General features: G+C 38.1%; 13 protein-coding genes. All 13 read left to right on the top strand.

Features of this window, described 5'->3' with window-relative positions:
• Positions 1 to 176: 176 nt before the first annotated feature.
• The 13 genes from PHY73_06820 (at position 177) to PHY73_06760 (ending at position 24,339) form a co-directional block, all read left to right on the top strand.
• Positions 177 to 3,770: a hypothetical protein gene (locus PHY73_06820; GenBank protein MDD3375412.1), complete on the top strand. Its 3,594-nt coding sequence runs from the start codon at positions 177 to 179 to the stop codon at positions 3,768 to 3,770.
• A gap of 571 nt (positions 3,771 to 4,341) precedes the next feature.
• On the top strand, positions 4,342 to 10,878 hold the full coding sequence (locus PHY73_06815; GenBank protein MDD3375411.1) for a PEP/pyruvate-binding domain-containing protein: 6,537 nt from the start codon (positions 4,342 to 4,344) through the stop codon (positions 10,876 to 10,878).
• A 147-nt stretch (positions 10,879 to 11,025) separates the two neighbouring features.
• The gene (locus PHY73_06810) at positions 11,026 to 11,550 is read left to right on the top strand and encodes a shikimate kinase (GenBank protein ID MDD3375410.1); all 525 of its coding nucleotides are present in this window, start codon (positions 11,026 to 11,028) and stop codon (positions 11,548 to 11,550) included.
• 247 nt (positions 11,551 to 11,797) lie between these two features.
• Positions 11,798 to 12,898: a DNA-processing protein DprA gene (dprA, locus tag PHY73_06805; protein ID MDD3375409.1), complete on the top strand. Its 1,101-nt coding sequence runs from the start codon at positions 11,798 to 11,800 to the stop codon at positions 12,896 to 12,898.
• A 146-nt stretch (positions 12,899 to 13,044) separates the two neighbouring features.
• Positions 13,045 to 15,006, top strand: coding sequence for a type I DNA topoisomerase (gene topA / locus PHY73_06800; GenBank protein MDD3375408.1), 1,962 nt, complete (start codon positions 13,045 to 13,047; stop codon positions 15,004 to 15,006).
• Between the two features lie 97 nt (positions 15,007 to 15,103).
• Entirely contained in the window at positions 15,104 to 15,964 is an 861-nt protein-coding gene (xerC, locus tag PHY73_06795; protein MDD3375407.1) for a tyrosine recombinase XerC, read from the top strand.
• Positions 15,961 to 17,232: a 3-deoxy-D-manno-octulosonic acid transferase gene (locus PHY73_06790; GenBank protein MDD3375406.1), complete on the top strand. Its 1,272-nt coding sequence runs from the start codon at positions 15,961 to 15,963 to the stop codon at positions 17,230 to 17,232. The genes xerC and PHY73_06790 overlap by 4 nt, the downstream gene beginning before the upstream one ends.
• Positions 17,229 to 18,284 (top strand): tetraacyldisaccharide 4'-kinase, encoded by a 1,056-nt coding sequence (gene lpxK / locus PHY73_06785; protein MDD3375405.1) that lies wholly within the window; start codon positions 17,229 to 17,231, stop codon positions 18,282 to 18,284. Before PHY73_06790 ends, lpxK begins: the two co-directional genes overlap by 4 nt.
• Entirely contained in the window at positions 18,250 to 20,205 is a 1,956-nt protein-coding gene (locus PHY73_06780) for an ELM1/GtrOC1 family putative glycosyltransferase (GenBank protein ID MDD3375404.1), read from the top strand. Before lpxK ends, PHY73_06780 begins: the two co-directional genes overlap by 35 nt.
• Positions 20,202 to 21,647, top strand: a complete 1,446-nt coding sequence (gene pelF / locus PHY73_06775; protein MDD3375403.1) for a GT4 family glycosyltransferase PelF — start codon at positions 20,202 to 20,204, stop codon at positions 21,645 to 21,647. The genes PHY73_06780 and pelF overlap by 4 nt, the downstream gene beginning before the upstream one ends.
• A 14-nt stretch (positions 21,648 to 21,661) precedes the next feature.
• Entirely contained in the window at positions 21,662 to 22,306 is a 645-nt protein-coding gene (locus PHY73_06770) for a glycosyltransferase family 9 protein (GenBank protein MDD3375402.1), read from the top strand.
• Positions 22,303 to 23,406 (top strand): glycosyltransferase family 4 protein, encoded by a 1,104-nt coding sequence (locus PHY73_06765; protein MDD3375401.1) that lies wholly within the window; start codon positions 22,303 to 22,305, stop codon positions 23,404 to 23,406. The genes PHY73_06770 and PHY73_06765 overlap by 4 nt, the downstream gene beginning before the upstream one ends.
• An 84-nt stretch (positions 23,407 to 23,490) precedes the next feature.
• Entirely contained in the window at positions 23,491 to 24,339 is an 849-nt protein-coding gene (locus PHY73_06760) for a glycosyltransferase family 9 protein (protein ID MDD3375400.1), read from the top strand.
• Positions 24,340 to 24,409: the final 70 nt, after the last annotated feature.

Below are 24,409 nucleotides of genomic sequence, written 5' to 3'. Positions count from 1 at the left end.
TTAATGGTAGCTTGCGTAAGTTCAAGCTGCCCTTGCTTTTATAGAGTTTTTATCCTACGAGAGCATTCTCCACAAAGTTCTCCTCACTCTTGTTTTTTTCTTAAAATAGTATATATTTATAGAAGATTTTGATACAACATGATATTAATAGATATGTTAGTATGTTGGGTGCAAGTATGCTAAATCACAAAATTACAAAAAAGACTACATTTTTTAAGGTAGGGGTTTTCTTTGTCCTCATGGTTTTCATGGGGACAACTGTATTCCCACCATCTGCCTTTGCAAATACGGGGTTGCTGGGCTTGCCAAATCCTGGCGTAATGGTTCCTTCAAGCCCAGGCTTTGCACCCGCCATGTTACGCGGTATCAAAATCTATCCCAACAACCCCTTAAAATTTGATTTTATTTTAGATTCTGGAGATACGGGGCTTAAAGGTGAGACCCTAAAGCCTGAGAGTAAAAAGCTTATTAAATACTTTTTGGCATCTTTAACTATTTCGGATGAAGACCTTTGGGTTAATCTTTCGCCTTACGAAAAAGACCGTATTATCCCTAGCAAGCTTGGCCTCACTGAAATGGGTCGTGATATGCTTGCTCAGGATTATCTTTTAAAACAAATCACGGCTTCATTGATTTCACCGGAAGACGAGCTTGGTAAAAAGTTTTGGGATAAGGTTTACAAAAAAGCTTATCAACAGTACGGCACAACTGATATTCCAGTAGGGACTTTTAATAAGGTATGGATTGTGCCACAAAAGGCTGCTGTTTACGAAAACGGTGATCGTGCACTTGTGGTAGAGAGTAAATTAAAAGTGATGCTGGAAGAGGATTATCTTGCTACGCAAGAAAGCCGTAAATCACAAACTGTAAGCCCTCAGAGTGTTAATTTTGCAGGTTATAGCGCACAGCTGACAAACGAAATTGTTCGTGAAATCATTATTCCGGAGCTTGAGCGTGAAGTCAACGAGGGTAAACATTTTGCACCTTTGCGTCAGATTTATTCTTCTTTAATTTTAGCGTATTGGTTTAAGAATAATCTGAAAGATGCGATTCTTAATAAAGTCTATGCAGATAAAGGAAAGGTTAGAGGCATAGATGTTGAGGATAAAGAGATCACACAGAAAATCTACGATCAGTATCTTGCTGCCTTTAAAAAAGGCGCCTGCGATATAATCAAGATTGAATATGATAAAAATACTCAGCAGAATATCCCACGAAAATATTTTTCTGGTGGATTTAATATGATGCTTAAGAATTCTGATTATGTAGCAGGCACTACTTTAAGCGGCGACCAAGGAAATAATCTTGCTTTATTAGCAGGCAAAGATCGTTTTTCGTTCATTCAATCTGAAGTTGAACAATTTGTTTCTTCCAATCTTTTAAAGAAGGAAGGCGATAGGATTGATGCTGAGACAGGATTAATAGGATCTGCGTACAACAATTTCTTTTGGTTAGACGGTTCTGAGGTTGGGCGGACGAATTTGAGCATGCAAGTCTATAACGACACAAACGAAATTTTCTTGGGCACAGAAGATGGGAAGCATGTCTATGATAAAATGGGAGAAAGAGTTGGTAGCTTAACATTTTCAGGGGAGAAGCTCGATGACTCTAAGAAAGGGAGTTTGATTAATGAGATTAAATTAAAAATTAACATGCGAAAAAAGAGTAAGGGCAAAATTACTATGGGGCGAGTTGGGACGAGCCTTGTATCAAATAAATTAAGAAAAAACGATATTAAAATAGCTGAAGGCATTGTTGAGCTACTCAAAGACCTTGATATTTACTTCTTAGATGATAACATTCACGGGTTTAAAGGTGTTTTTGATCCTATTGGTCATCGAATTTTCTTAAATAAAGAAGTTGTGACAGCTATAGGAGTTTTTCATGAGGCAGGAGAAGGATTTTTACGTTTAGAGGAAAATCGTAAGCTCCTTAAGAAAGCCCTTCAAAAGAAAGAGTGGGGCAGCATTCATCGTTATTTGCGTGGCGATGGAAAGACTATACGTCTTCAATACCCAAGGGCATTTCGTTATGGCCTTCAGGATAAAATTTTTGGCCCGGAAGAAAATCAAGAATATACAGAGCATGTAGGCCATATAATCAATGAAAGTTTCGGGCTTGCTCCAACGACCAAAAAGTTCCATATGACGGATGAGCAGATGAGCTCGCTTTTTACTTTTGAGAAAGTATCCGAGTCTGATAGAAAAAAGATCGAGGAAGCTCTCAGCGAGGCGATAGAAAAAACTGACCGAGCAATTTCTGGTCATCCAAAGATTGCGAACATCCATCGAGAGATAGCCGAATTAAGTTATAGGTTAGGAGATTTTAGAAACGCAAGATTTTTCATTGATTTAGCGTACGGTGATTTTAGAGAAATTGTTAGGATAAATGCTACTTCAGAGGAATGGGGGAGGATGACGGATTCGAATCTGCCCGACGAATCTTTTCAACATGAGCTAATGCTAGACTCGCCAAAACTTTCTGATACGGAGATAGCTTTGTTTAAGAAGATATTGCGGGCTCGTGCAAAGATTAAAAAGGCAGAAGAAGCGCGTAAGAGTTTAGAGAAAATCCCGTTTCCGGCTTTTATTCCGAATATTGATTCCCCTGGGCATTTTGTAAAATTATTTCAGTTTTTGGATATTGCCGAAAGACGCAAACTATATGACATCATTGGAGATTTGTATGAAAAAATTTTTGAAAAAAATCCAAAGTCAGGTGCATTGTTTAGAGGAAAAGAGGATATATCTAAATTTTTGAATGTACAGGAAAAAGAGGTCCTTGGGAAATACTATGTCAATATTGAAAGAATATTATGGGATGGAAAAGATTTATATATCCCATTCTTTTTTGGCGCTGTTTTTAAAGCAAGTAAAGATAGTTATGTCAGGGCGGATACAGACGGTAGATGGGAAAACTTACTTCTCCAAAAAGGTTATCCTATGGAAGAATTTCCATTGGCAAATTTCTTAAAAATATACAAAGAACATGATCCAGGCGTTCGTTTAGTTCTGCACCTCGGGTCCGGCTCCGGAGAGATTACAAAGGGTTATGTTGATAGGTTTTACAATGCAGACAGCAAGAATGTTTTTGTTTTGGCTAATGATGTCAATCCACTTAATTTGCGAACGGCCATTGATTCAAGTCGTGAAACCAAGGTAACGGTATTCCGGGGAAATTTGGCTGAAGCTACCTTTGTTGCTTTTTCCAAAGACAAGGAAATTGTTCCGGAGTTATTTGATAGTATTTTCTTCGCAGGACTTGATGAGTTTTCTGGGTATTCCTATGCGCATCTTCTAAATTTAGTTCATCGTGCGGAAGAGAGCTTATTTGCCGATGATGGGCAAGTCGAGGTTCTTATAAAGCAAGACGATTTAGAGACAAGAAATGCATTGGAAGCGTGGGGTTTTGAGCTAGCTGGACATTTTTTTGGAGACCGGTATGTATTAGATTTAAGCAAAAAAGGTAGCAGGCTGAATCGTGATCAAAGGGACGTTGAAAACTCGATAGGTTCGTCATCAATTCAGGCACCTGGTGGTATTGATTTTGACGCCGATGGGTTTGAGATTGAATCTAGAGGTAAGGGAATAGCGCTGGATATTTCTGAAATCGACATAACGGCACTAAGCCAAGCAGAGGGTTTTGTTCCTATTATTATTAATATTGTCCCGATTACGAGTTTTAATATGCTTATGGGGCTTAGCGAGGGAGGGGGAAAGGAAGGCGAAATTTTGAGCTTAACTAGGCTAGATGATGCGCATGGCGATTAGTTTTTTGGTGATCGGGGCCGCTAATTGCACTTTTCTTTTAGATCCAATTCTCAATTAGATTCTATCGGGACATGGTCTTTATTAAAAGATTGAGACTCTTTAATAAATCGCCTGCCTTCCTTTGATAACGCATTCATCTGGCTTATTTCTTAGATTAAAATGAAATTCTTGGATATATTTCTCAAAAAAATTGTATTTTATCGATATTTCTTTTAGCCGAGCCATAAATTACTAAAAATCAATACTTTATGAGCCTAATTTCTTTTAAAACATTTAAGTTTCTTGGTTAGAAACTTGATTTCTTTCCAAAATATGCTATATTTTATACACGTTTTCTTAAAAGAAAGCGTTTTCCGGAACACATATCGTATGTATTCCAAATAAATATGATTTTTAAATCTTAATTCTTAAATTAACACGCCACGGTTACTTGTTGGAAAAGATCTGAAAAAGAATAAAAATTATCAAAATAACTAAAAAAATTTTTAATTTAATCTCAGCTTCATAAAAAGCGCAAAGTTAATTCGCTTTGTCCCTGAATTAATGGCGGCGTCATTAAGGAGAAATACCCATGCTAAGTTTTAAAACAAAGAATACCCGTTTACTAAAGATTGTTAGCCTTGTAATCACGATTGCCTTTCTCGGCAACATGATTTTGCCGACTCAAGGCTTTGCGCAGATGCTTGCTTTGCCTGCTCCTGGTACGATGTTGACCCTCACGCCTCAATTTGCTCCCCCGATCATCAAGGGTCTTGAAATTAATTGTGATAATCCTTTGGAATTCAATTTCTTTATTAATACCGGCGAAGAAAACATTCAAGGGGAGGAGTTGAAGCAAGAGACTGAAAAAATGGTTAAGTATTTCTTGACTTCTTTGACCATTCCAGAGGATGAGCTTTGGGTTAATCTTTCTCCATATGAAAAAGACAGAATTATTCCTGATGAATTTAGCTTAACAGATATGGGGCGCGATCTATTAGCGGAGGATTATATCCTAAAGCAGATAACAGCTTCTTTGGTTTATCCTGAAGATGAGCTGGGTAAGAAATTCTGGGATAAAGTTTATAAAAAAGCATACTCTCAATATGGCACAACGGACATACCTCTAGATACTTTTAACAAGGTCTGGATTTTGCCTGATAAAGCTGTTGTTTATGAGACCGGAAACCGCGTGTTTGTTGCCGAAAGTACTTTGAAAGTAATGATAGAAGAAGATTACATTGCTCTGCAGCATAGCGATAAGCAGAAAGAGGCTCAATATTTTAAGGATAGAGGAATCTCGGTTTCTAGAAATGCTAATCTTGCTTCAGAGATTGTTCGCGAAATTGTTATTCCTGAAATTACTAAGGAAGTCAATCAAGGCAAGCATTTTGCACAGCTGCGCCAAATTTATAGTTCTCTTATTTTAGCGAATTGGTTTAAGAAAAGCCTTCAAGAAAGTCTTTTGGGCCAAATTTATGTAGACAAGAAAAAGATTAATGGCTTAAATATCAACGATCCAGACGTCAAAGAGAAAATTTACAATCAATATCTTGAGGCATACAAAAAAGGTGCTTATAATTATATAAAGGCTGAATATGACCCAAATGCTGGCCGTAATATTCCTCGTAAATATTTTTCAGGTGGATCAAGACTGGTAATAGAAAATCTTGATAGAACTAGCATCCCTCCGATAAGAAATATTCGAGGTCATGAAAAATCTGGGATCGTTAGCTCTAGCGTGCTTTTTGTCAAACCTGAAGAATCTAGCGTTAAGGTGGCGAGTTCTTCAATCAAAGAGATTCCAAGATCAGCCAATATTCCTGGCTTCCAAAATGTCAAGAAGGGAGAGTTGTTTTTTGGAAAATATGACAAGTTGTATCCTCTTGCCAAGAATTTTCTTGCATATTATGGAGGAGACAAGAACGAGTATAAGGTTTTGCGCGAGATTTCCTCTTATATTGAAAAAACAGATTTTTTTGTTGGTGCAACAGAGAATGAATATGCAGATATTAATTTAAAAACAAAAAGAATTGTTTTGAACGAAGATTTTATGGATTTTCTTTTTAAAACAGGACGAAAGAAAATTGCCATGTCTTTTATAGCTGGTCTTGTTGCAGAAGCGTGGAAAGAGAAAGTAGGAATAGACATAAAAGACTTGGAGATTTTAGTTGGGGCAAGCAAAAGAAGCTTGACCGGAGAGAAAAGATCAAGGTTAGACGATACAAAAGAACTTTATCAATTGAAGAAAAAAGTTATTCGCAATGATACGCTCGAAGGGGCAAGAAATCCTTCTTTTCTGAGTGACAAGGACATTTTTCTTTTTATGTCAGACATGCTTCATCGTGGAAAAGTTTTAGGCAAGCGCCGCCTTGCAAAATATCTTGAAGAAGAGTATCTTTTTTATGGAAAAATTAGTCAGGAAAAAGCAGCGGATCTCCTTGCGCAATTCTCCAAAGAACATTCGGATATTGTCGAAATATCTGAAATATTTATTGAGGATCCCATCGAAGATCTTAAAAATAAATTAAGTCCGGATGCAAAAATAATTTATGAAGAAGCCGACGGAGTAGAGCAAGGAAAGAAAATAACGCTTTATGGCTTAAAAAGGCAGTATATTCAAGATCCGGCCTTTCAGGGACGTGCAACCGTATGGGATATCGAGGTAGAGCGCCAAGATGAAGTTAATTTTGGGGGTAAAACCGCTCATACCGGGGAAATGATGTTTTGCCCTTACGTTGTTACGCTTCCTAATTTTGCCACATCAGGGGAGCTCTTCCAGAGGTTATTTATCACGGACATTAAGACGTATCTTTTGCACATCGAGACTAAAATAAAAGAAATTTATAACTATTTGGACAAGAATGGTGAATTCCTCGACAAAAATGTAATAGGGATGACAAACGAAGAAAAAGAAAAGCTTGAAAAAGAATTGGCGCTTCGCGGCGTTGCGATTGATTTTAAAGAAGATGCGTCTGCGCAGTACCAAATCCGAAAAACTTTAAAGACTATGATTTCTATAGTCGATGATTTTACAGAAAATGGATATGAAAATTTAAATGCATATTTTCAGAAGAATGGTAAGTCTTTAGACCAAGAAGTCAATCGGATTAAGGAAGCACAGGAGCAATTAAAATTAAAAATAAACGCGCTTGATGCGCAGATAAAAACATCTCAACGCAGTGATTTGATAAAAGGCAAGGCTGCATTAGATGATCAGCTACAAGAGCTACAGCTTGAATATGAACATGTGACCTCCGAGATATCTGAGAAATTGCTTATTGCCGCAAGGCTTATGACTGTCCCAGAAGCCGTTAAGGACGAAATGAAACGAGGACTAGTGAAATTAGCCGAGCGTCTTGGGATTCCTTTGGAAAAACTTGTTTTAGCCATTCGTTCTTCTGCCGTTGGAGAGGATAGCGAGACTGCGTCCTTTGCAGGCCGTCAAGATACATATATTTTTGTAACGCCTTTTTCCGAAAAAGAAGGGGAAGACGGATTGGATTTTATCATTCAAAATTGGATATTCAATCAGGCCTCGTTATTTAATAAACGCGCGATTGATTACCGCTTTGAGCATGGCTTGCCTACATTTGATGAACATGCGGAAATCAGCACGCTTTTGCAGGAGATGTTTCTATCGCAAATTAGTTTTATTGGATTTTCTCTCGATCGAGAAACCGGTTTTCCTGTCATGTCGCTTTCCGCTACAGAAGGCCAGGGTGAAAAGCTTGTTTCAGGAGACGAGACGGGAAGCAAATTTTTCATGGAGTATGACGGGACTCTTTTATTGCGCGCAAAAGGAAAACGCGAGAAGATGGTCGTTGAAACAGCAGGTGGTTTAGGAAAACAAGAAATTGATATCCCTGATAATTTAAAATCTGAATTTGTCATAACAGATTTTGTCTTGGCTGAAAAGACAGCATTTTATTTTAAGGTCTTACATGATTTTTATGGTGGATTTGTTGATTTAGAAGGAGCTTTTCGCGTCAAAAAGGACAACAAAGGCAATGATATTATATTATTAGGGGAAAACCAAGAATCGCTAAAAGATGAGCGTGGATTTCCACGAAAGGATTGGACCATCGTGAGCACCCAGGCTAGGCCTGAAACCGTGTGGTCTTCAAGGGATCCCGATGTAGTATTTTTAAAAGATATTATTGTAACTGATAAGGCATTTGAAAAAGCGCAAAAGGAAGGACGGGTTTTACCGTTTAATTTTCTTGCCAAAACAGGTGGAGCCGCACAAGGGGAGATTTATTGGGTTTTAGATAAAAATCCGGAAACTTTGGCCCGAACTATCAACAAAATTATGGCAGCATATCAAAGCGATCCTGATATGAATTCTGCTATGCAAGCGGCCCGTGGTATTATCGCACAAAAAGGTGGGCCAAATTCCCACACTATGATTGTTGCTTCGGAGTTTGGGCTCGTTGCGGTTACGGGCATAACAAATGCGACATTTGAAGACGTGCGCGATGCTTTGCCGAATGGAACTGAAATCACCATTGATGCGAATCGGGGAAAAATATTACTAGGGATGGATCATGAGCTTAAAGTTGCAGGAAAAGATTTTAGTATCAAAGGTCTTCCTTCTACGCCTTACGGCGATATCCGTTTAGGTGTTTTTGCGGCCACTACTGATAAGGCCTACAAGGGGGCGCCGCTACGGAATATGCCGTCTTTTTACGGGATTGGGCTTGACCGCCAGGAATTAACGCTCACAAATAGCATAGGAATATATCCGGATCTCCTTTTAGCCTATGACAATATGATTAGACGTGAGAATCACATGTCGCATGAAGGTCCGATCTTGGACAGGGAAAAAGATAAGGATGAAATCAAATATGTAGAAGAAGCTATTAAGGGTTATAATTCGGCAGAGGATTTTTATGTTTCAACCCTATACGAATCCCTCTTATCAAAAGCAGTATCAACGATCCCTTCAGAAAACAATGTTTTAGTTCGTGCGCAGAGCCTTGCTGACTATCAGCTTCGGATTAAAGTTTTAAATATTGTAAAGCAGTATTATCGCGATGGACTTGGTCGCGTTGCCCCTCTTCACCAATTAGAAGGAATATTAAAAACATTGATCAAAAAAGTAGGTGGCAAGATCGAGGCAGACTCAGATGCCGAGATTTTGTCGCAGATTGTGATGCTTCTGGATAAAAGGCATTATATCCGCCTAGATGACAGAAAGACCGATGAGTACGAGGGCGTCTATTCCGCGGAAAGGTTTATCAAAAGGGAAGTGAACCCCATGAAAGGATTTCGAGGACTTGATCTGATGTTTCATAATCCGCAGGTTTTGCGTTGGCAGCTAGGAGCTATCAAAAAAGTCTTAGACACTAAAAAAGTAAAGATCGGTGTTTTTGCGCCTATTGTCAGGCGGCCAGAGGATGTAACCAGGATGCTTGAGGTGATGGACGAACTTGGCATGTTAACCGAAGACATTAAGGTCGGCATCATGACAGAAATCCCGACGAATTCAATTAACGTTGAGGATTTCTTGATGGCTGCCAAAAATTTTGAAGATGAAACAGGAAAAAAGCTTAATTTCTTTTTCTCAACAGGGGGCAATGATGCTCTTCAGACAAATGCCAGGATCGATAGGAACACCGATAATAAAGCATTAAAAGATACGGTTAATGCCTATAGTCCTTCTGTCCTTAGATGGAACGCGCGTATTGCTAAAATCGTAAGAGATTTTAATAAAAAATATAACAAAAAATATTCCGTGAGTTATTGCGGTAATGATCCTTCGGTTCCGGGTCAAGATGATTATGGCGCTATCTTGAAGGCGTTTGGTTATGATGCGGTTTCAGTTTTGCTTGAGGTATACGAGAGAGTCGCTAAAAATTTAGCCAATACGAATTTTGAAATACCTCAAGTGGCCAAAGACGCTGTCGGTTTCGATTTTGACATGGATCCGAAGGCGATTCAATCCATTAAAAAAGAAAGTCCTAATCATTTTAATATCGGAGAATTTTTATTGACCCTGGGTATGCATTTTAAGGCTTTTGAATCTTATGATAAAGAAATTTTGCCTACCGTGAAAGAAGGGAAGATGCTTGCCGGAGCAGATTGGCATATCTATCGGTCTATGTATCAGGATATCCGTAATATGCTTCGTGAAAACGGATATAGCCTCAGCATCGACAAGGAAGGGATTGGCTTGCTTTTTTATCGGGCAAAATTAAAAGAAGCTGTTAGGGAAGCAGCCTATGAAGCTAAAAAGCAAGGAAAGAAACTTTTTATCTCGACCGACAATATCTTCTCTTCAGAGTACCAAAAACTAAAATATGGGGAAGTTTATGAGCCAAAAGAAGCAAATCCTGGCTATGGAGTGCACGGGCTTGTTAAATCTTTAAACGATAACAGGAAATTTTTTAAGGTTGACCTGGAGATCATCAAAGAACTCATCGAAGAAGACAATGATAACATTGTTCTTGAGTTAAAAGCTGTCCGAAGCTTCGAGGAGATCAAAAAGGTAAGAGAATTATTAGGCGAAATAGAGCTTGGCGTCCCACTTGCTGTTTCCGTTGAGGTTCCTGCTAACTTATATGAAATCAAGGAAATCCTTGATCCGAATCTGAATATTTCCTATCTTGACATCGCAGATCCACTTCGCCTTGTTTCGGATTTAATGGCTCTTGAAGAAGATAATATCAATGGGGTCGACATCACGAAACACGATGTTGACTATCAGTTAAGACGCCCAATTCTCATTTTAGCAACAGCAGCCAAAAAAGCCGGTGTTCCTTTTTATGTTAATGAGTCGATTTATGGTGTGATTAGCGATCTAGCTAATAATACAGAGAAATTGTTTCCCTTGAAAGAAAAAAAAGGAGAGGCCTCTTCAGCAGTTGTACCAACTGGTGGTATAGACTTTAATCGTATCAATTTCGATATGCAGATTAAGCGGGATAAAGATGGAATACCTTTGCCGGTGAAGTTTCAGGATGTTGGGCATATTGACATTGATGGGCTAGTGCCGATGATAATTAATTTTGTAATTATTACTGATCTTCCATGGCTTCTTGGAATGGCTAATGAGAACAACTTTTATGAAACTGAGATGTCCAGGGAATATGCTGAGGAGCCGAAAAGGCTAAGTTTTTTAAAGTAATTTTAATCTTGTTAATTTATTTATATTCTTTATGTTGCAAATATAGGGCCGCTGTTTAGATAAAACAGCGGCCCTTTTAGTTTTAGTTTTAGTTTTTTTAGTTTTTTAATCTTTTACCACCTAACATTTTTCTGCTACAATTAGCTTATGAACAAAAACATTGCATTAGTTGGTTTTATGGGTTCTGGAAAATCTACCGTGGCCAAGCTTTTGGCTGAGAAGAGCGGGCGCAAGCTCGTCAGCACTGACGAGTTGATTATTGATCGAGAACGAATGGAAATTACTGATATTTTTTCAATTAAAGGCGAAAAATATTTTAGAAATGTGGAAGAAGACGTTGTTTTTGAGGTTAGTCGAGGTGAAGGCCTTGTGATTGATTGCGGCGGAGGAGTTGTTTTAAGAGAACAGAATATAAATAACTTACGTTATAACGGTACCATCGTTTATTTAAAAACTTCTTCACAAGCTATTTATCGTCGAATCAAAGACCAATCACACCGACCACTTTTAAACGTAGAAAATCCAAAAGTCAAGATTGCAGAGCTTCTCATAGAGCGTGCATCTTTTTATGAAAAAGCAGATTTAACTGTTGATACAGATGGCAAGAGTGTTGAAAAAGTGGTGGAAGAAATCATAAAAGCCATAAGTCATGAGTCGAGCAATAGACAATAAAATGAATGTAACATCAAAATCCAAAGCTCAAAAATCAAAACAAATCCATTTGAATTTTAGATTTATTCTGGATTTTGAAGTTTGAATTTGGGATCTTGTCTATTGTCTGTCTTGTTAGACGTTTTGGAAGTTTAAATTTTAGATTTATTTTAGATTTTGAAGTGGAATTTGGGATTTGGTTTGTTGCCTATTCTTTTGATTGTCTATTGCTTGTAATTTGAACTTTGTGTATTGGTTATTTAATCTTATGACTTCTATCGATTCCTTACTTATTCTAAATGCTATCCCTGGCCTCGGGCCGATTCGAATTAAACAACTCTTATCTTATTTTGTATCTGCCAAAAAAGTTTTATTGGCTTCTCAAAAAGAGATTCTTTCGCTTGGATGTATTCCAAAGAATGTTGCTCAAAATATTTCAGAATTTCCAAAAGAGGAATTTCTAGAAAAAGAACATGCTTTAATGAAAAGTCATGATGTTAATGTCTGTGCAATAACTCAAGAGTCGTTTCCGAAGAATTTAAAGAATATCAGTGATACACCGGTTGTTCTTTATGTCAAGGGAACGCTTGAAGCCATTGATGCCAATGCTATCTCGATTGTTGGTTCTCGCCGAGCTTCGGTTTATGGAACATCGACAGCTGAAAAGTTTGCGATGCAACTTTCTGATTTTGGCATTACCGTGGTTTCTGGAATGGCTCGGGGAATTGATACGGCAGCGCATAGAGGTGCTTTACGCGCTAAGGGGCGAACCATCGCTGTCTTAGGAAGTGGATTGGCCAATATCTATCCTCCAGAAAACAAGAAATTGGCCGAAGATATCTCTAGAAACGGTGCTGTTATTTCTGAGTTTCCAATGTCGACAAAACCTTTGGCTGGTAATTTTCCAAGAAGAAATCGTATTGTTAGCGGATTGTCTTTAGGTGTTATTGTTGTGGAAGCTGCTCAAAGAAGCGGTGCTCTTATTACGGCTGATTTGGCTCTTGAGCAGGGAAGGGAAGTTTTTGCGATTCCTGGAAAAGTTGACAGTCCAAGTGCTCAGGGCACGAATAATCTTATTAAGCAAGGTGCAAAACTTGTAAGCTCGATTGAGGATGTTTTGGAAGATCTTCAAATAAATCTTAAAAATGCTCGATTAAAGGTGCTGGAAAATGATGACCAGACTCTTGTAAAAAATCTCAGCGATGTTGAGCAAAGAATTTTTGACTCGATTTCCTTAAAGCCTACCTATCTAGATCAAATTCTAGAAAAAACTGGACTTTCCATTTCTCAGGCATCTTCAGGGCTGCTCTCTTTGGAGCTAAAGCGGCTGATTAAGCAATTGCCTGGAAAACTGTTTGTCAGAATCTAAAAATCCTCTATAATAGATTTACTTATATAAATATTAATAATATAAATTAGTAAGAAATGAAATCATAGGGCTTATAGAGTCAATTCGATAAGCTCAATAACGCTATCAACGCAATAAACTCAAACATTTATAACATAGGATATTTTATGGCAAACTCATTGGTTATTGTTGAATCTCCTGCAAAGGTCAAAACGATTAATAAAATCCTAGGCAAGAGCTTTAAGGTTGTCTCTTCCATGGGGCATCTAATTGATTTACCTAAATCAACGCTTGGCATCGATCTGGAAGATAACTTTAAGCCCAAGTTGATCATTATTCGTAGCAAGCAAAAAACCCTTAAAGCTCTTAAGAAAGAAGCTTTGAAAAAGAAGAACATTTATATTGCCACAGACCCTGACCGCGAAGGAGAGGCGATAGGATGGAATTTGGCTAAGGAAATTGGCGAAGGAAAGAATGTTTATCGTGTGACATTTCATGAAATTACCAAAGAGGCTGTTTTAAAGGCGTTTGATAATGTACGTGAATTTGACGAGAAAAGAATTGATGCACAAATAGCACGGCGTGTTTTGGATCGATTAGTAGGATATCAGCTTAGTCCATTGCTTTGGAAAAAAGTTGGTTCGGGTTTAAGCGCTGGACGCGTTCAGTCTGTTGCGCTTCGTCTTATCGTTGAGCGAGATCGCGCGATTGCTGCATTTAATCCTCAAGAATATTGGCAGATGTCTGTTGATTTAAAAAAGGCTGATAGCCAAGATATTTTGAATGCATCGCTCGATAAGATTGATAATGACAAGATTGATTTGAAAACCAAAGAGGAAGTGGATCAGATTTTAGAGGACATCAAGAGCCAGCAGTTTGTTATTTCTGACGTAACAGAAAAAGAAGTGCGCCGAAATGCACTGCCACCATTTATTACCAGTACACTTCAGCAGGAAGCATTTAACAAGCTTAATTTTAACACAAGTCGAACAATGATGGTTGCTCAGCAACTTTATGAGGGTGTTGATCTTGGAGACGGAGAAACTGTTGGTTTGATTACCTATATGCGTACAGATTCTGTTAATATTGCTGACGAAGCCAAAAAAAGAGTTCGGGATTTAATTGAACAGCAATATGGCGCAGCGTATTTGCCGGAAAAACCCAATGAGTATAAGTCAAAAAAGAGAGCGCAAGAAGCTCATGAGGCGATTCGTCCGTCAGATGTCTTTAGAAAGCCAGAGGACATGAGGCCTTTTTTGACAGAAGAGCAATATAAAATCTATGAACTTATTTGGCGAAGATTTGTCAGCTGTCAAATGACACCAGCGGTTTTCTTGCAAAAAAGAATTTTGATTAATGCCGGAAAGTTTGATTTTAGCGCGTCGGCCTCTAGTCTTAAATTTGATGGACAGCTTGTTTTGGATCAAAGCTCAAAAGAAAAAGATTCTGTTGTTGATCTTTCTCTGTATAAAAAAGATGAGGCTCTTGAGCTTGTGGAGGCTAAGCCGACACAGCATTTTACAAAACCACCACCACGCTATTCTGAAGCTACGCTTGTTCGCGGGCTTGAAGAAGCTGGCATTGGTCGGCCGAGTACATATGCGCCAATTATCAATACGCTTGTTATGCGCAATTATGTGTATCGTGAAAATGGATATTTTAGCTCGACAGAGTTAGCTTTTACGATTATTGATCTTTTAGTTGAATATTTTCCAAGAATTATGGCCATAAGCTTTACAGCGACTATGGAAGAGCATCTTGATCTGATTGAAGAAGGCGAGCTTGATTACACAAAGCTTCTCAATGAGTTTTATAAGCCTTTTAAAGAAGAGCTTGATTATGCAACAGAGAATATTGAAAAAGTTGTATCTTTGACAGAGCATAAATGTCCCGAGTGCCAGAAGCCTTTAGCGGTTAAATGGGGACGCAATGGAAAGTTTTTAAGTTGTTCGGGCTTTCCTGAGTGCAAGCATTCGCAACCATTTCTGACGGGTGTTAAATGTCCAGAAGAAAATTGCGTAGGAGAGTTGGTGCAAAGGCGATCAAGAAGAGGGACAACGTTTTATGGATGTAGCCAGTATCCGGAGTGTACGTTTACTAGCAGGCAGTTACCTAAAGAGAGTTTATAGCGTTCATGGAGTTTATAGAGTTGGATGATTTGATTAAATAGAATATTACTAGCATGATGAACTCTATGAACTCAACAAACCCAAGAAACTCTAATTTATGAATCGATATGTTGAAAAGTTTTTGTCGTATCTCGATATAGAAAAGAATTATTCAAAACATACGATTCTAAACTATAAGATTGATCTAGAAGAGTTTTTTGTTTTTTTAAAAGATACTTCAATTGAGCGAGTTGATTATTTTCACTTAAGGCGCTATTTGGCAAGTTTGCGTTCTAGAGACTTAAAATCACGAACCGTTGCGCGCAAGCTTTCGGCTTTGAGGAGTTTTTTTAAATTTATTTTTCGAGAAGGATTGGTTAGTAAGAATCCCGCGACTCTTTTGATGACGCCCAAGCTGGACAAGAAGTTGCCTCATTTTCTATCCGAACAAGACGCTGGCCGTTTGATGGAAATATCAAAAAAGAAAGATGAGCCAGGCTTAAGAGATCGCGCTATTTTAGAAACACTTTACAGCACTGGGATGCGCGTTAGCGAGCTGGTATCTTTGGATTTGAATCGGGTTGATTTTATCAGTAATATTGTTAAGGTTTCAGGAAAAGGAAAAAAAGAGCGTCTTATGCCGATAGGGGAAACAGCGCTTAAAAGCATTCGCGAATATATTAACAAACGAAAGCATAAATCAGAGGCGGTTTTTTTAAATCAACGCGGCACGCGCATAACAGACCGAAGCATCCGAAATATTGTTAATCAACATATTTCTGAGGCAAGTATTCAAACCAAGATTTCACCACACGCATTAAGACATTCATTTGCAACACACCTTTTAAATGCTGGAGCAGATTTACGTGCTGTGCAAGAATTATTGGGACATGTTAATTTGTCAACAACCCAAATTTATACTCATATGACCACAGAGAAACTTAAGAAAATTTATGATCACGCACATCCGAGAGCATGATGACCATATTGTATGATTTAGCATTTTTTATTTTTTCAATAATCTATTTACCGTATCTTTTAGTTAAACGCAAATGGCATAAGGGTTTTGCTATGCGTTTTGGATTTCTTAAAGAAATAGATATTGGAAATTCTAATGTATCTCGCATATGGATTCATGCTGTCAGCGTAGGTGAGGTGGTGGTGATTAAGAATCTTTTAAACGAGATTCGTCTAAGATATCCCGAAAATCCTGTCGTGATTACTGTGGTCACTCAGACAGGTTTTGAAATGGCGCAAAAGATTTCGGATGAAGTTGATCAAGTTATTTATGCGCCTTTAGATTTTAGTTTATCTGTGCGCAGATATATTGATGTTATTAATCCAAGAATTTACATTAATGCTGAGACAGAGCTTTGGCCAAATTTGTTAACGCAATTATATCGCCGAGGTGTTCCGATTGTTCAGGTGAATGGGCGTATTTCTGATCAAGCGTTAAAGGGGTACCGTTTTTTAAGACCAGTGATTAAGCCGATTCTTAATTATTTTAGTTTCTTTTGCATGCAAAGCAATCTTGATGCTGATCGAATCAAAGAGCTTGGGGCATGCTCTGAGCGTGTTAAAGTTGTTGGCAATATGAAGTTTGATGATATTTTAGACGAACATCAAAAAGAGCTTTCGAATTCAATTCTTGATGAGTCTGAAGAACTTTTTGTTGCAGGAAGTACGCATCCAGGAGAAGAGGAGATTGTTTTAGATATTTTTAAAAGAATAGAAAAGCGTTTTGAGAATTTACGTCTCATTATTGCTCCTCGGCATCCTGAGCGGACTGGTGAGATTATTGATTTGGTTGAAAAAAAAGGGTTTAAGGCGATCAAGTTTTCTCAAGTTTATGATTTGATCATCGATCAGCAAACAGTTGTCGTTGTTGATACGATTGGCCATTTGCGTTCATTGTATCGTTTGGCAAAAGTTGTTTTTGTAGGGAAAAGTTTAACGGCACAAGGGGGGCATAATATTATTGAGCCTGCGTATTTTGAGAAACCGATTATTGTCGGACCTTATATGCAAAATTTCAAGGATATTACAGCATTGTTTTTGCAAAATAATGCGATTGTTCAAGTCAAAGATAAAACTGAGTTTGCAAAAGAGCTTGAGCGTCTTTTGGAAGACCCGGTCTGTTGCGAGGAGCAAGGCAGGCGCGCAAGAGAAGTGATTGAGCAGTATCAGGGGGCAAGTGAAAAAACACTTGATTTGATTTCGACTGTTTTGAGTAAGGTAAAGAAATGAAGAAATATCTCTATGAATTAATGACAGATCAGCGTAAAGATTATCTGTCTTTTGGAATCAAGATTATTTTAGTGATTTTGTCTTTTTTTTATTGGATGGGAATTAAAATAATTTTGTGGATGTATCGTTCAGGAGTTCTAAAAACGAAGCGATTACCAAAGTCTGTTATTAGCGTTGGCAACATTACTCTTGGTGGCGTTGGAAAAACACCTTTGGTTCGGTTGATTGCGAAGATGTTTCAAAGGCATGGTCTTAAGTCCGCGATATTAACTCGAGGCTATATGGCCAAGGGCATGGTTTCCGATGAAGCTGAGATGCTTAAAACTCAGCTTAAAGATGTTCCTGTTTTGGTTGGAGCGAATCGATATCAGGTGGCTCAAAATTTTTTAGAAACGAATACAACTGATGTTTTTATTTTGGATGATGGATTTCAGCATTGGCGACTTTTTAGGAATTTTAATATTGTCGCTATTGACGCAACGCGTCCGTTTGGAAATTTCTTTTTAATTCCAAGAGGAATTTTGCGTGAGCCAATGGATTCATTAAAGCGAGCCGATATTTTTGTTTTAACAAAAACAGATTTGGGAAAAGAGAATCTCAAGACGATCTATCAGAAAATAAAGCAATTTCAGCCTACAGCGGCTATTGTCGAGACAATTCATAGCCCCGTGTCGTTAGTCAATATTAATAATTATGGAGACAAAAGAAATTTGTTTGATTTGGCGGGTAATTCGGTATGTCTTTTTTCAGGTATTGGTGATCCTCGCTCATTTGAGGAAAGCGCAAAGTCTTTGAAAATAGCGATTAAGAAACATTTTATTTTTATGGATCACCATAAGTATTCTAAAGATGATATTGAGCGCATTGTTCATTATTGTCGAGCTCACAATATTAAAACAATAATAACAACACAGAAAGATGCTGCTCGGTTAAAAGAGTTGTTGTATTTATTTTTAAGAGAATTGGATGTGTTTATTCTAGAAGTTGAGATGAAAATTTTGAAAGGAGAACAAGATCTTGAAAAACGAATCTTTTATTTTCTGGATCATTAAGATTTTTTCTACGATTGTGCGTCGGCTTCCTGTGTCGGTTGCTCTTTGGTTGGGACGCGTGATTGGGACAATCGGATATCTTGCTGATCATCGACATAGGACACTTGCTTATGCTAATCTAAAGATTGCATTTGCTCGCCAAAAAAAGACAAAAGAAATCAAGCGTATCTTAAAAAAAGTTTTTCAGAATTATGCGCAGAATTTTGTCGAGCTTTTACGTCTTCCAGAGATAGATCCACATCAATACATTACGTTAGAAGGAAAAGAACATGTGGACGAGTCGCTAAAAAAGAATAAAGGACTTATTTTGCTTGCGATGCATTTTGGGAGTTGGGAGCTTTGTAATTTTATGAGTAAGCTTTTAGGATACCGGTATCGAGTTGTTGTTAATCCGCAAAAACGGTATCAACGGCTTAATGATCTGCTTAATTCTTATCGTCAGCAGGCAGGGGCGAGCCTTGTTGAGCCAGGATCCGGAACGCGTGATTTTGTAAAAGCGCTGCGTAACAACGAAATTGTAGGGATGGTTGTCGATCAGGGAGGAAGAACTGGTAGCCTTGTTAAGTTTTTTGGGCGTGAGGCCTCGATGTCGATTGGTGCGATAAAAATGGCCTTGAAGCTTGGCGTACCTGTATGTTTTTGTACGCTTGTTCGTGATCAAAAAAGAGCACATCATAAACTTAAAATATTTTCGCCTCTTGAGCTTGAATCAAGTGGTGACCGAGAAAAGGATATTACGCGCAGCTTGGATAAGGTTGTTGGATATATGGAGCAAGCGATTGCAAAAGATCCCTCTGAGTATATGTGGTTTTACAAAATTTGGAAATATTCAAAAGAATCTACAATTGTTGTTTTAAGTGATCAAAAGTTTGGCCATCTTAATCAGTCAAGAGCGTTTGCTGAGCAAATTAAAACAGCACTTTCTGAGAGGGCTATTAAATGCCACATTGAAGTTATTGATGTTGAATTTAAAGATGAGGCTAAGAGGACCATGTTTGCTGCGCTTAGTTTTGCTACGAATGAAAAGATTTCTCAAGGACGCCTTCGATATTTAAAGTGGTTTTTAAAGCGTAAATCTTTTTTAGAGGTGATGAGCGTTAAAGGAGATTTTGTGATATCTTGTGGTTCTTCGCTTGCAGGAGTTAATTACTTTTTGTCTCAGGACTATCATGCAAAAAGTATTGTTCTTCAAAAGCCTGGAATTTTAAGTTTGAACCGATTTGATCTTGTCCTTTTACCAAAGCATGACGCAAGAGAATCTTTTGAGCATAAAAAGAATGTGATTTTTACCAGCTTAACGCCAAATCTTGTTGATCAGAATTATTTGCAAGATCAGACAAATAGGCTAATTGCTAAATTTCCGAGACTTCAATCGCAAAAGAATCCGAGTATCGGACTGATGATTGGAGGAGAATCAAAAAATCATTTTATATCGAATATTCAAGTGGAGAGCATCATTGATCAGGTTAAGGAAGTTGTTGAAAAGCATCAAGGATGGATTTTAGTAACAACTTCGAGACGAACTCAAAAAGATGTCGAGGAAACTGTTAAAAGAAAGTTGTCTAATTTTGCTTTATGTCCATTTTTAATTATTGCAACCGAAAATAATGTGCCAGAGGCCGTTGGCGGTATTTTAGGGATTTCTGATATTGTTATTATTTCTTCAGATAGCATTTCTATGATTTCAGAAGCTGTGAGTTCTGGCAAAACTGTCATTGTGTTTGATGCTGAAAACAAAAAAACAAACTGTAAGGGAAAGCATGAAGTTTTTGTAGAGAATTTATTTAAGCAAGAACATGTTTTGAGGGCGAAAACGCATGAAATTGGGCAGGTTTTAAATAATGTTATTGAAAAAAATATTACCACTAAGCCTATTTGTGATCAACAAATTTTGCTTGAGGCTGCACGTCAAATTATATGAGAGTACTTCAAATTCTTCCAGAATTGAATGTGGGTGGTGTTGAGACCGGAACTGTAGACTTGTCTCGGTATTTAGTTGAGCATGGGCACCAGTCGTTTGTTGTGTCTCATGGGGGCGATCTTGTTGCAGATCTCGAAAAAACAGGAGGGAAGCATTTTAAGCTTCCTGTGCACAAAAAGAATCTTTGGACAGCAGTTTATTCAGTTAAGAAACTTGCTGAAATTATTATTAGAGAAAAGATTGATTTGGTTCATGTGCGATCGCGTGTTCCTGGATGGATTGCTTATTTTGCGTGTCGAAAAACGAGGACACCTTTTTTGACAACGTGCCATGGGTATTACTCGAAGAATTTATTTGGGCGAGTGATGGGATGGAGCAAGTTTGTCATTGTCCCAAGCCAAGTCATTGGTCAGCATATGATTCAGAATTTCAATGTTTTACCTGAGAATATTCGTCTCATTCCAAGAAGCGTAGATCTTAGAAAGTACGATATTCCTCACAAGAGTATCGCTGGAGGGTCAGGATATGTTGTTTCGATTGTCGGTCGTATTACTCCTTTGAAGGGGCATGAGTATTTTTTAAAATCAATGGCACGTGTTGTTCGTCATTTTCCATATATGAAGATTTGGATTATTGGAGATGCATCACCAAAAAAACAATCTTATAAAGATGGGCTTGAGGCGCTGACAAGGCGTCTAGGGCTTTCGGATAACGTTGAATTTCTAGGAAATCGTCGGGATATTCCAGAGCTTTTATCCAAGACTGATGTGTTAGTTCTTTCGACGGTAACGCAGGAGTCATTTGGTCGCGTTATTGTTGAGGCGCAGGCTGCAGGAGTTCCTGTCGTCGCAACAAAAGTCGGTGGCGTTGTTGAAATTATTGATCATGAAAAAACAGGACTTTTAGTTTTACCGAGACAGCCTGAAGAGATGGCTGAGGCTGTTGTTCGTCTGCTGGAGGATAAAGCACTAGCGGCGCGGCTTGTTGCAAATGCAAAGCAAAAGATATTATCAAATTATACACTTGAGCATATGGCAAGCCAAACGCTTAAAGTTTATGAGGAGCTTTTAAAGAAAATTAATATTCTTGTTATTAAGTTTAGTGCGATTGGTGACGTTATTCTCGTAACGCCGTCTTTACGCGCATTGAGGGAAAAATATCCTTTTGCTAAAATATATTGTCTTGTAGGAAAAGAAGCTCGAGAAATTTTGCAACGATGTCCATATATTGATGACCTTATTGTTTATGATTCAAAAGATAAGAATAGAGGCTGGTGGGGAATTTGGAAGCTAGCAAGAAGATTGCGAAGATACAAGCTGGACAAGACGATTGATTTTCAGAATAATCGAAAAAGTCATTTGTTGGCATTTTTGAGTTTTTGCTTACAGCGATATGGGTATAAAAATAAAAAATGGGGACATCTTTTGTCTAATGTATTTTAGATGATGGAGGTCCAATGCCTGCTGTTTTGCATCAGTTTCGCATTTTAAGAGAACTAGACATTTTTCCTCAAAGTCAGCTTTTAGAATTATGGTTGTCGAGAGAAGATCAGAAGTACATTAAGGAGCTTTTGCAAGGACAATGGGTTAATGAGAATGCTCGACTTGTTGGAATTCATCTAGCGGCATCGCAGCGTTGGGCAACGAAATCTTGGAGCCTTGAGCATATTGCACAACTTTGTGACATGTTGGCTGCGAAGAATATTCGAACAATTATAACCGGAGCAGAAAAGGACATCTCTTTAATGCAAAAACTTTCGAGGATGACAAAGGCAAAGCCAGTTGATTGTGTTGGAAAAACAAATATTTTACAACTTGCTGCGCTTATTAAGTCTTGCTGTGTTTATATCGCACCTGACTCTGCTCCACTACATATTGCAGCAGCAGTGCGGACACCGTTTATTGCCTTGTTTGGCCCGACGGATCCAGTACGTCATATGCCGCCCGCAAAGGTGTTTCGAACGCTTTTTCAACGCATTGATTGTGCGCCATGCTATCAAGGTCAGTGTCCGATTCAGACGCATGCCTGTATGAAGAAAATAACACCAGAGCAAGTTTTGGAAGAAGTAGAGCAGTTAATGCAAACACCATCAAGATCATGAATATTTTAATTTTAACAACACATTTTAATACTGGTGGCATTACAAGTTATGTTTTAACTTTAGCAAAAGGGTTGCGTAAAAATAATCATAAAGTTTTTGTGGTATCAAGCGGCGGAAACATGGTGGCTGATATTGAGCGCGCAGGTGTTAAGCATGTGTGTTTTGATATTCGCACAAAATCAGAAGTAAGTCCCAAACTTTATCGAGCGCTGCCTAAGCTGCTACGATTTATTAAAGAAAACAATATTGATGTTATTCATTCGCAAACAAGAATTGCCCAAGTGTTGGCTGCAATATTATCTAAAATAAGTCCTGTCAAACATGTATCGACATGTCATGGATTTTTTAAGGTGCGCTTATTTAGACGGATTTTTCCATGTTGGGGAGACGCGACTATTGCCATTAGTCGTCAAGTTGAGGATCATTTGCTTCATGATTTCCATCTTTCCTCTAGCAAGGTTTTTTGGGTTATTCACGGCATTTCATGTGACTTGAATCTTTTAAGCCAAGAAGAATCCTTGAAGAAAAGAAAAGAGTTTGGCGTTGCACCAGGTCCTTTAGTAGGTATTGTTGCTCGGCTATCAAATGTGAAAGGTCATGATATCCTTATTAATGCTATGCGTAAAGTTGTTGATAAAAAGAATGATGCACGACTTCTTGTTGTCGGCCGAGGAAAAATAGAAGATCATTTAAAGGAGATGAGGAAGAATTTGGGGCTTGAGGATAATATTATTTTTTTACCTATTATTAATCAGGTTGATACTATTTTGTCTATATTGGATATTTTTGTTATGCCATCTCGACAAGAAGGGCTTGGGCTTTCCGTGATGGAAGCGCAAGCGCAAGGTTTGCCCGTTGTTGCGTCGCGAGTGGGAGGAATTCCTAGCCTGATCGATAACGGCACAACAGGAATTCTTGTGCCGCCAGAAAATGTGGATGAGCTTGCAGCGGCTTTGATATATTTGATTGAAAATCCAGACCAAGCCAAGCAGATTGGGCAAAGAGCCAAGGTGTTTGCTAAAGAAAATTTTTCTATTCAGCGTATGATTAATCAAACGTATGCTGTTTATGAAAAAGTTTGTGAAAAAACTAAACGTTAGAGATTCCGACACCCTTCGGTGAGGGATAAATTCGTTCAACAAATTTATGTTGTTTAAAAGGCTCTGTACGGCTGAAACTTATTTATGCAAAATATTCTTGTTGTTAATGTTAATTGGTTGGGTGATGTTATTTTTTCATCGCCAGCATTTAAAGCGCTTAAGGAAAAATATCCAGAAAGTCATGTGGCGTGTTTGGGTGTTCCGCGCGTTGCCGAAGTTTTAGAGCATATTGATGGGATCGACGAGGTTATTGTTTATGAAGAGAAAGGGTGTCATGCGAGTCTTTTGGGAAAGTTGAGATTAATCAATCAACTCCGAAAAAAACGTTTTGACATTGTTTTTTTGTTTCACAGATCTTTGACACGGGCTTTGTTAGTTTTTATGGCAGGAATCCCAATTCGTGTTGGGTATGATGCCAAAAAAAGAGGGATGTTTTTAACGCATAGAGTCAAACCTTTGATTGGAGTTGTTCATCGAAGCGATTTTTATTTGAACGTCATTGAATTTTTTCGCATCGAGGTTAAAGATAGAAATTATTATTTAAAAGTTTATGATGAGGATATCGAATTTGTTAGTAAGCTTTTTAAGGACAATGGAATAAAGAGCGATGATTTTGTAATTGTTTTAAATACGGGTGGCAATTGGGATTTAAAACAATGGTCTGAAGAAAGTTTTTCTTTTCTTATTGATCAGATCGCTAAAGAGTTTCGATTTAAAATAGTTTTAACAGGCGGGTTAAAAGATGTTGAGCGTGTTGAAAGAATTATTGCTGGTTTAAAAAACGATGTTGTTAATTTTGCTGGGAAAACAAATCTTTCACAACTCATGGGAGTTATGCAAAGGGCAGATGTAGTCATTTCAGCAGACTCAGGGCCGTTGCATGTGGCGAGCAGTGTTGGGTGGACCAACCACGTAACCTGGCAAAAAGTGTGACGGTGGAATAAGTAACTTAAGAAATATATAACAATCAATTAGATGAAAAAAGTAGCATTAATTACCGGTA

It is taken from the genome of Candidatus Omnitrophota bacterium (genome assembly GCA_028693815.1).
Classification (GTDB): Bacteria; Omnitrophota; Gorgyraeia; order Zapsychrales; family Aceulaceae; genus Aceula.
Note: the sequence above shows the minus strand (reverse complement) of the source record. Positions and strands in the feature narration are given on the sequence as shown.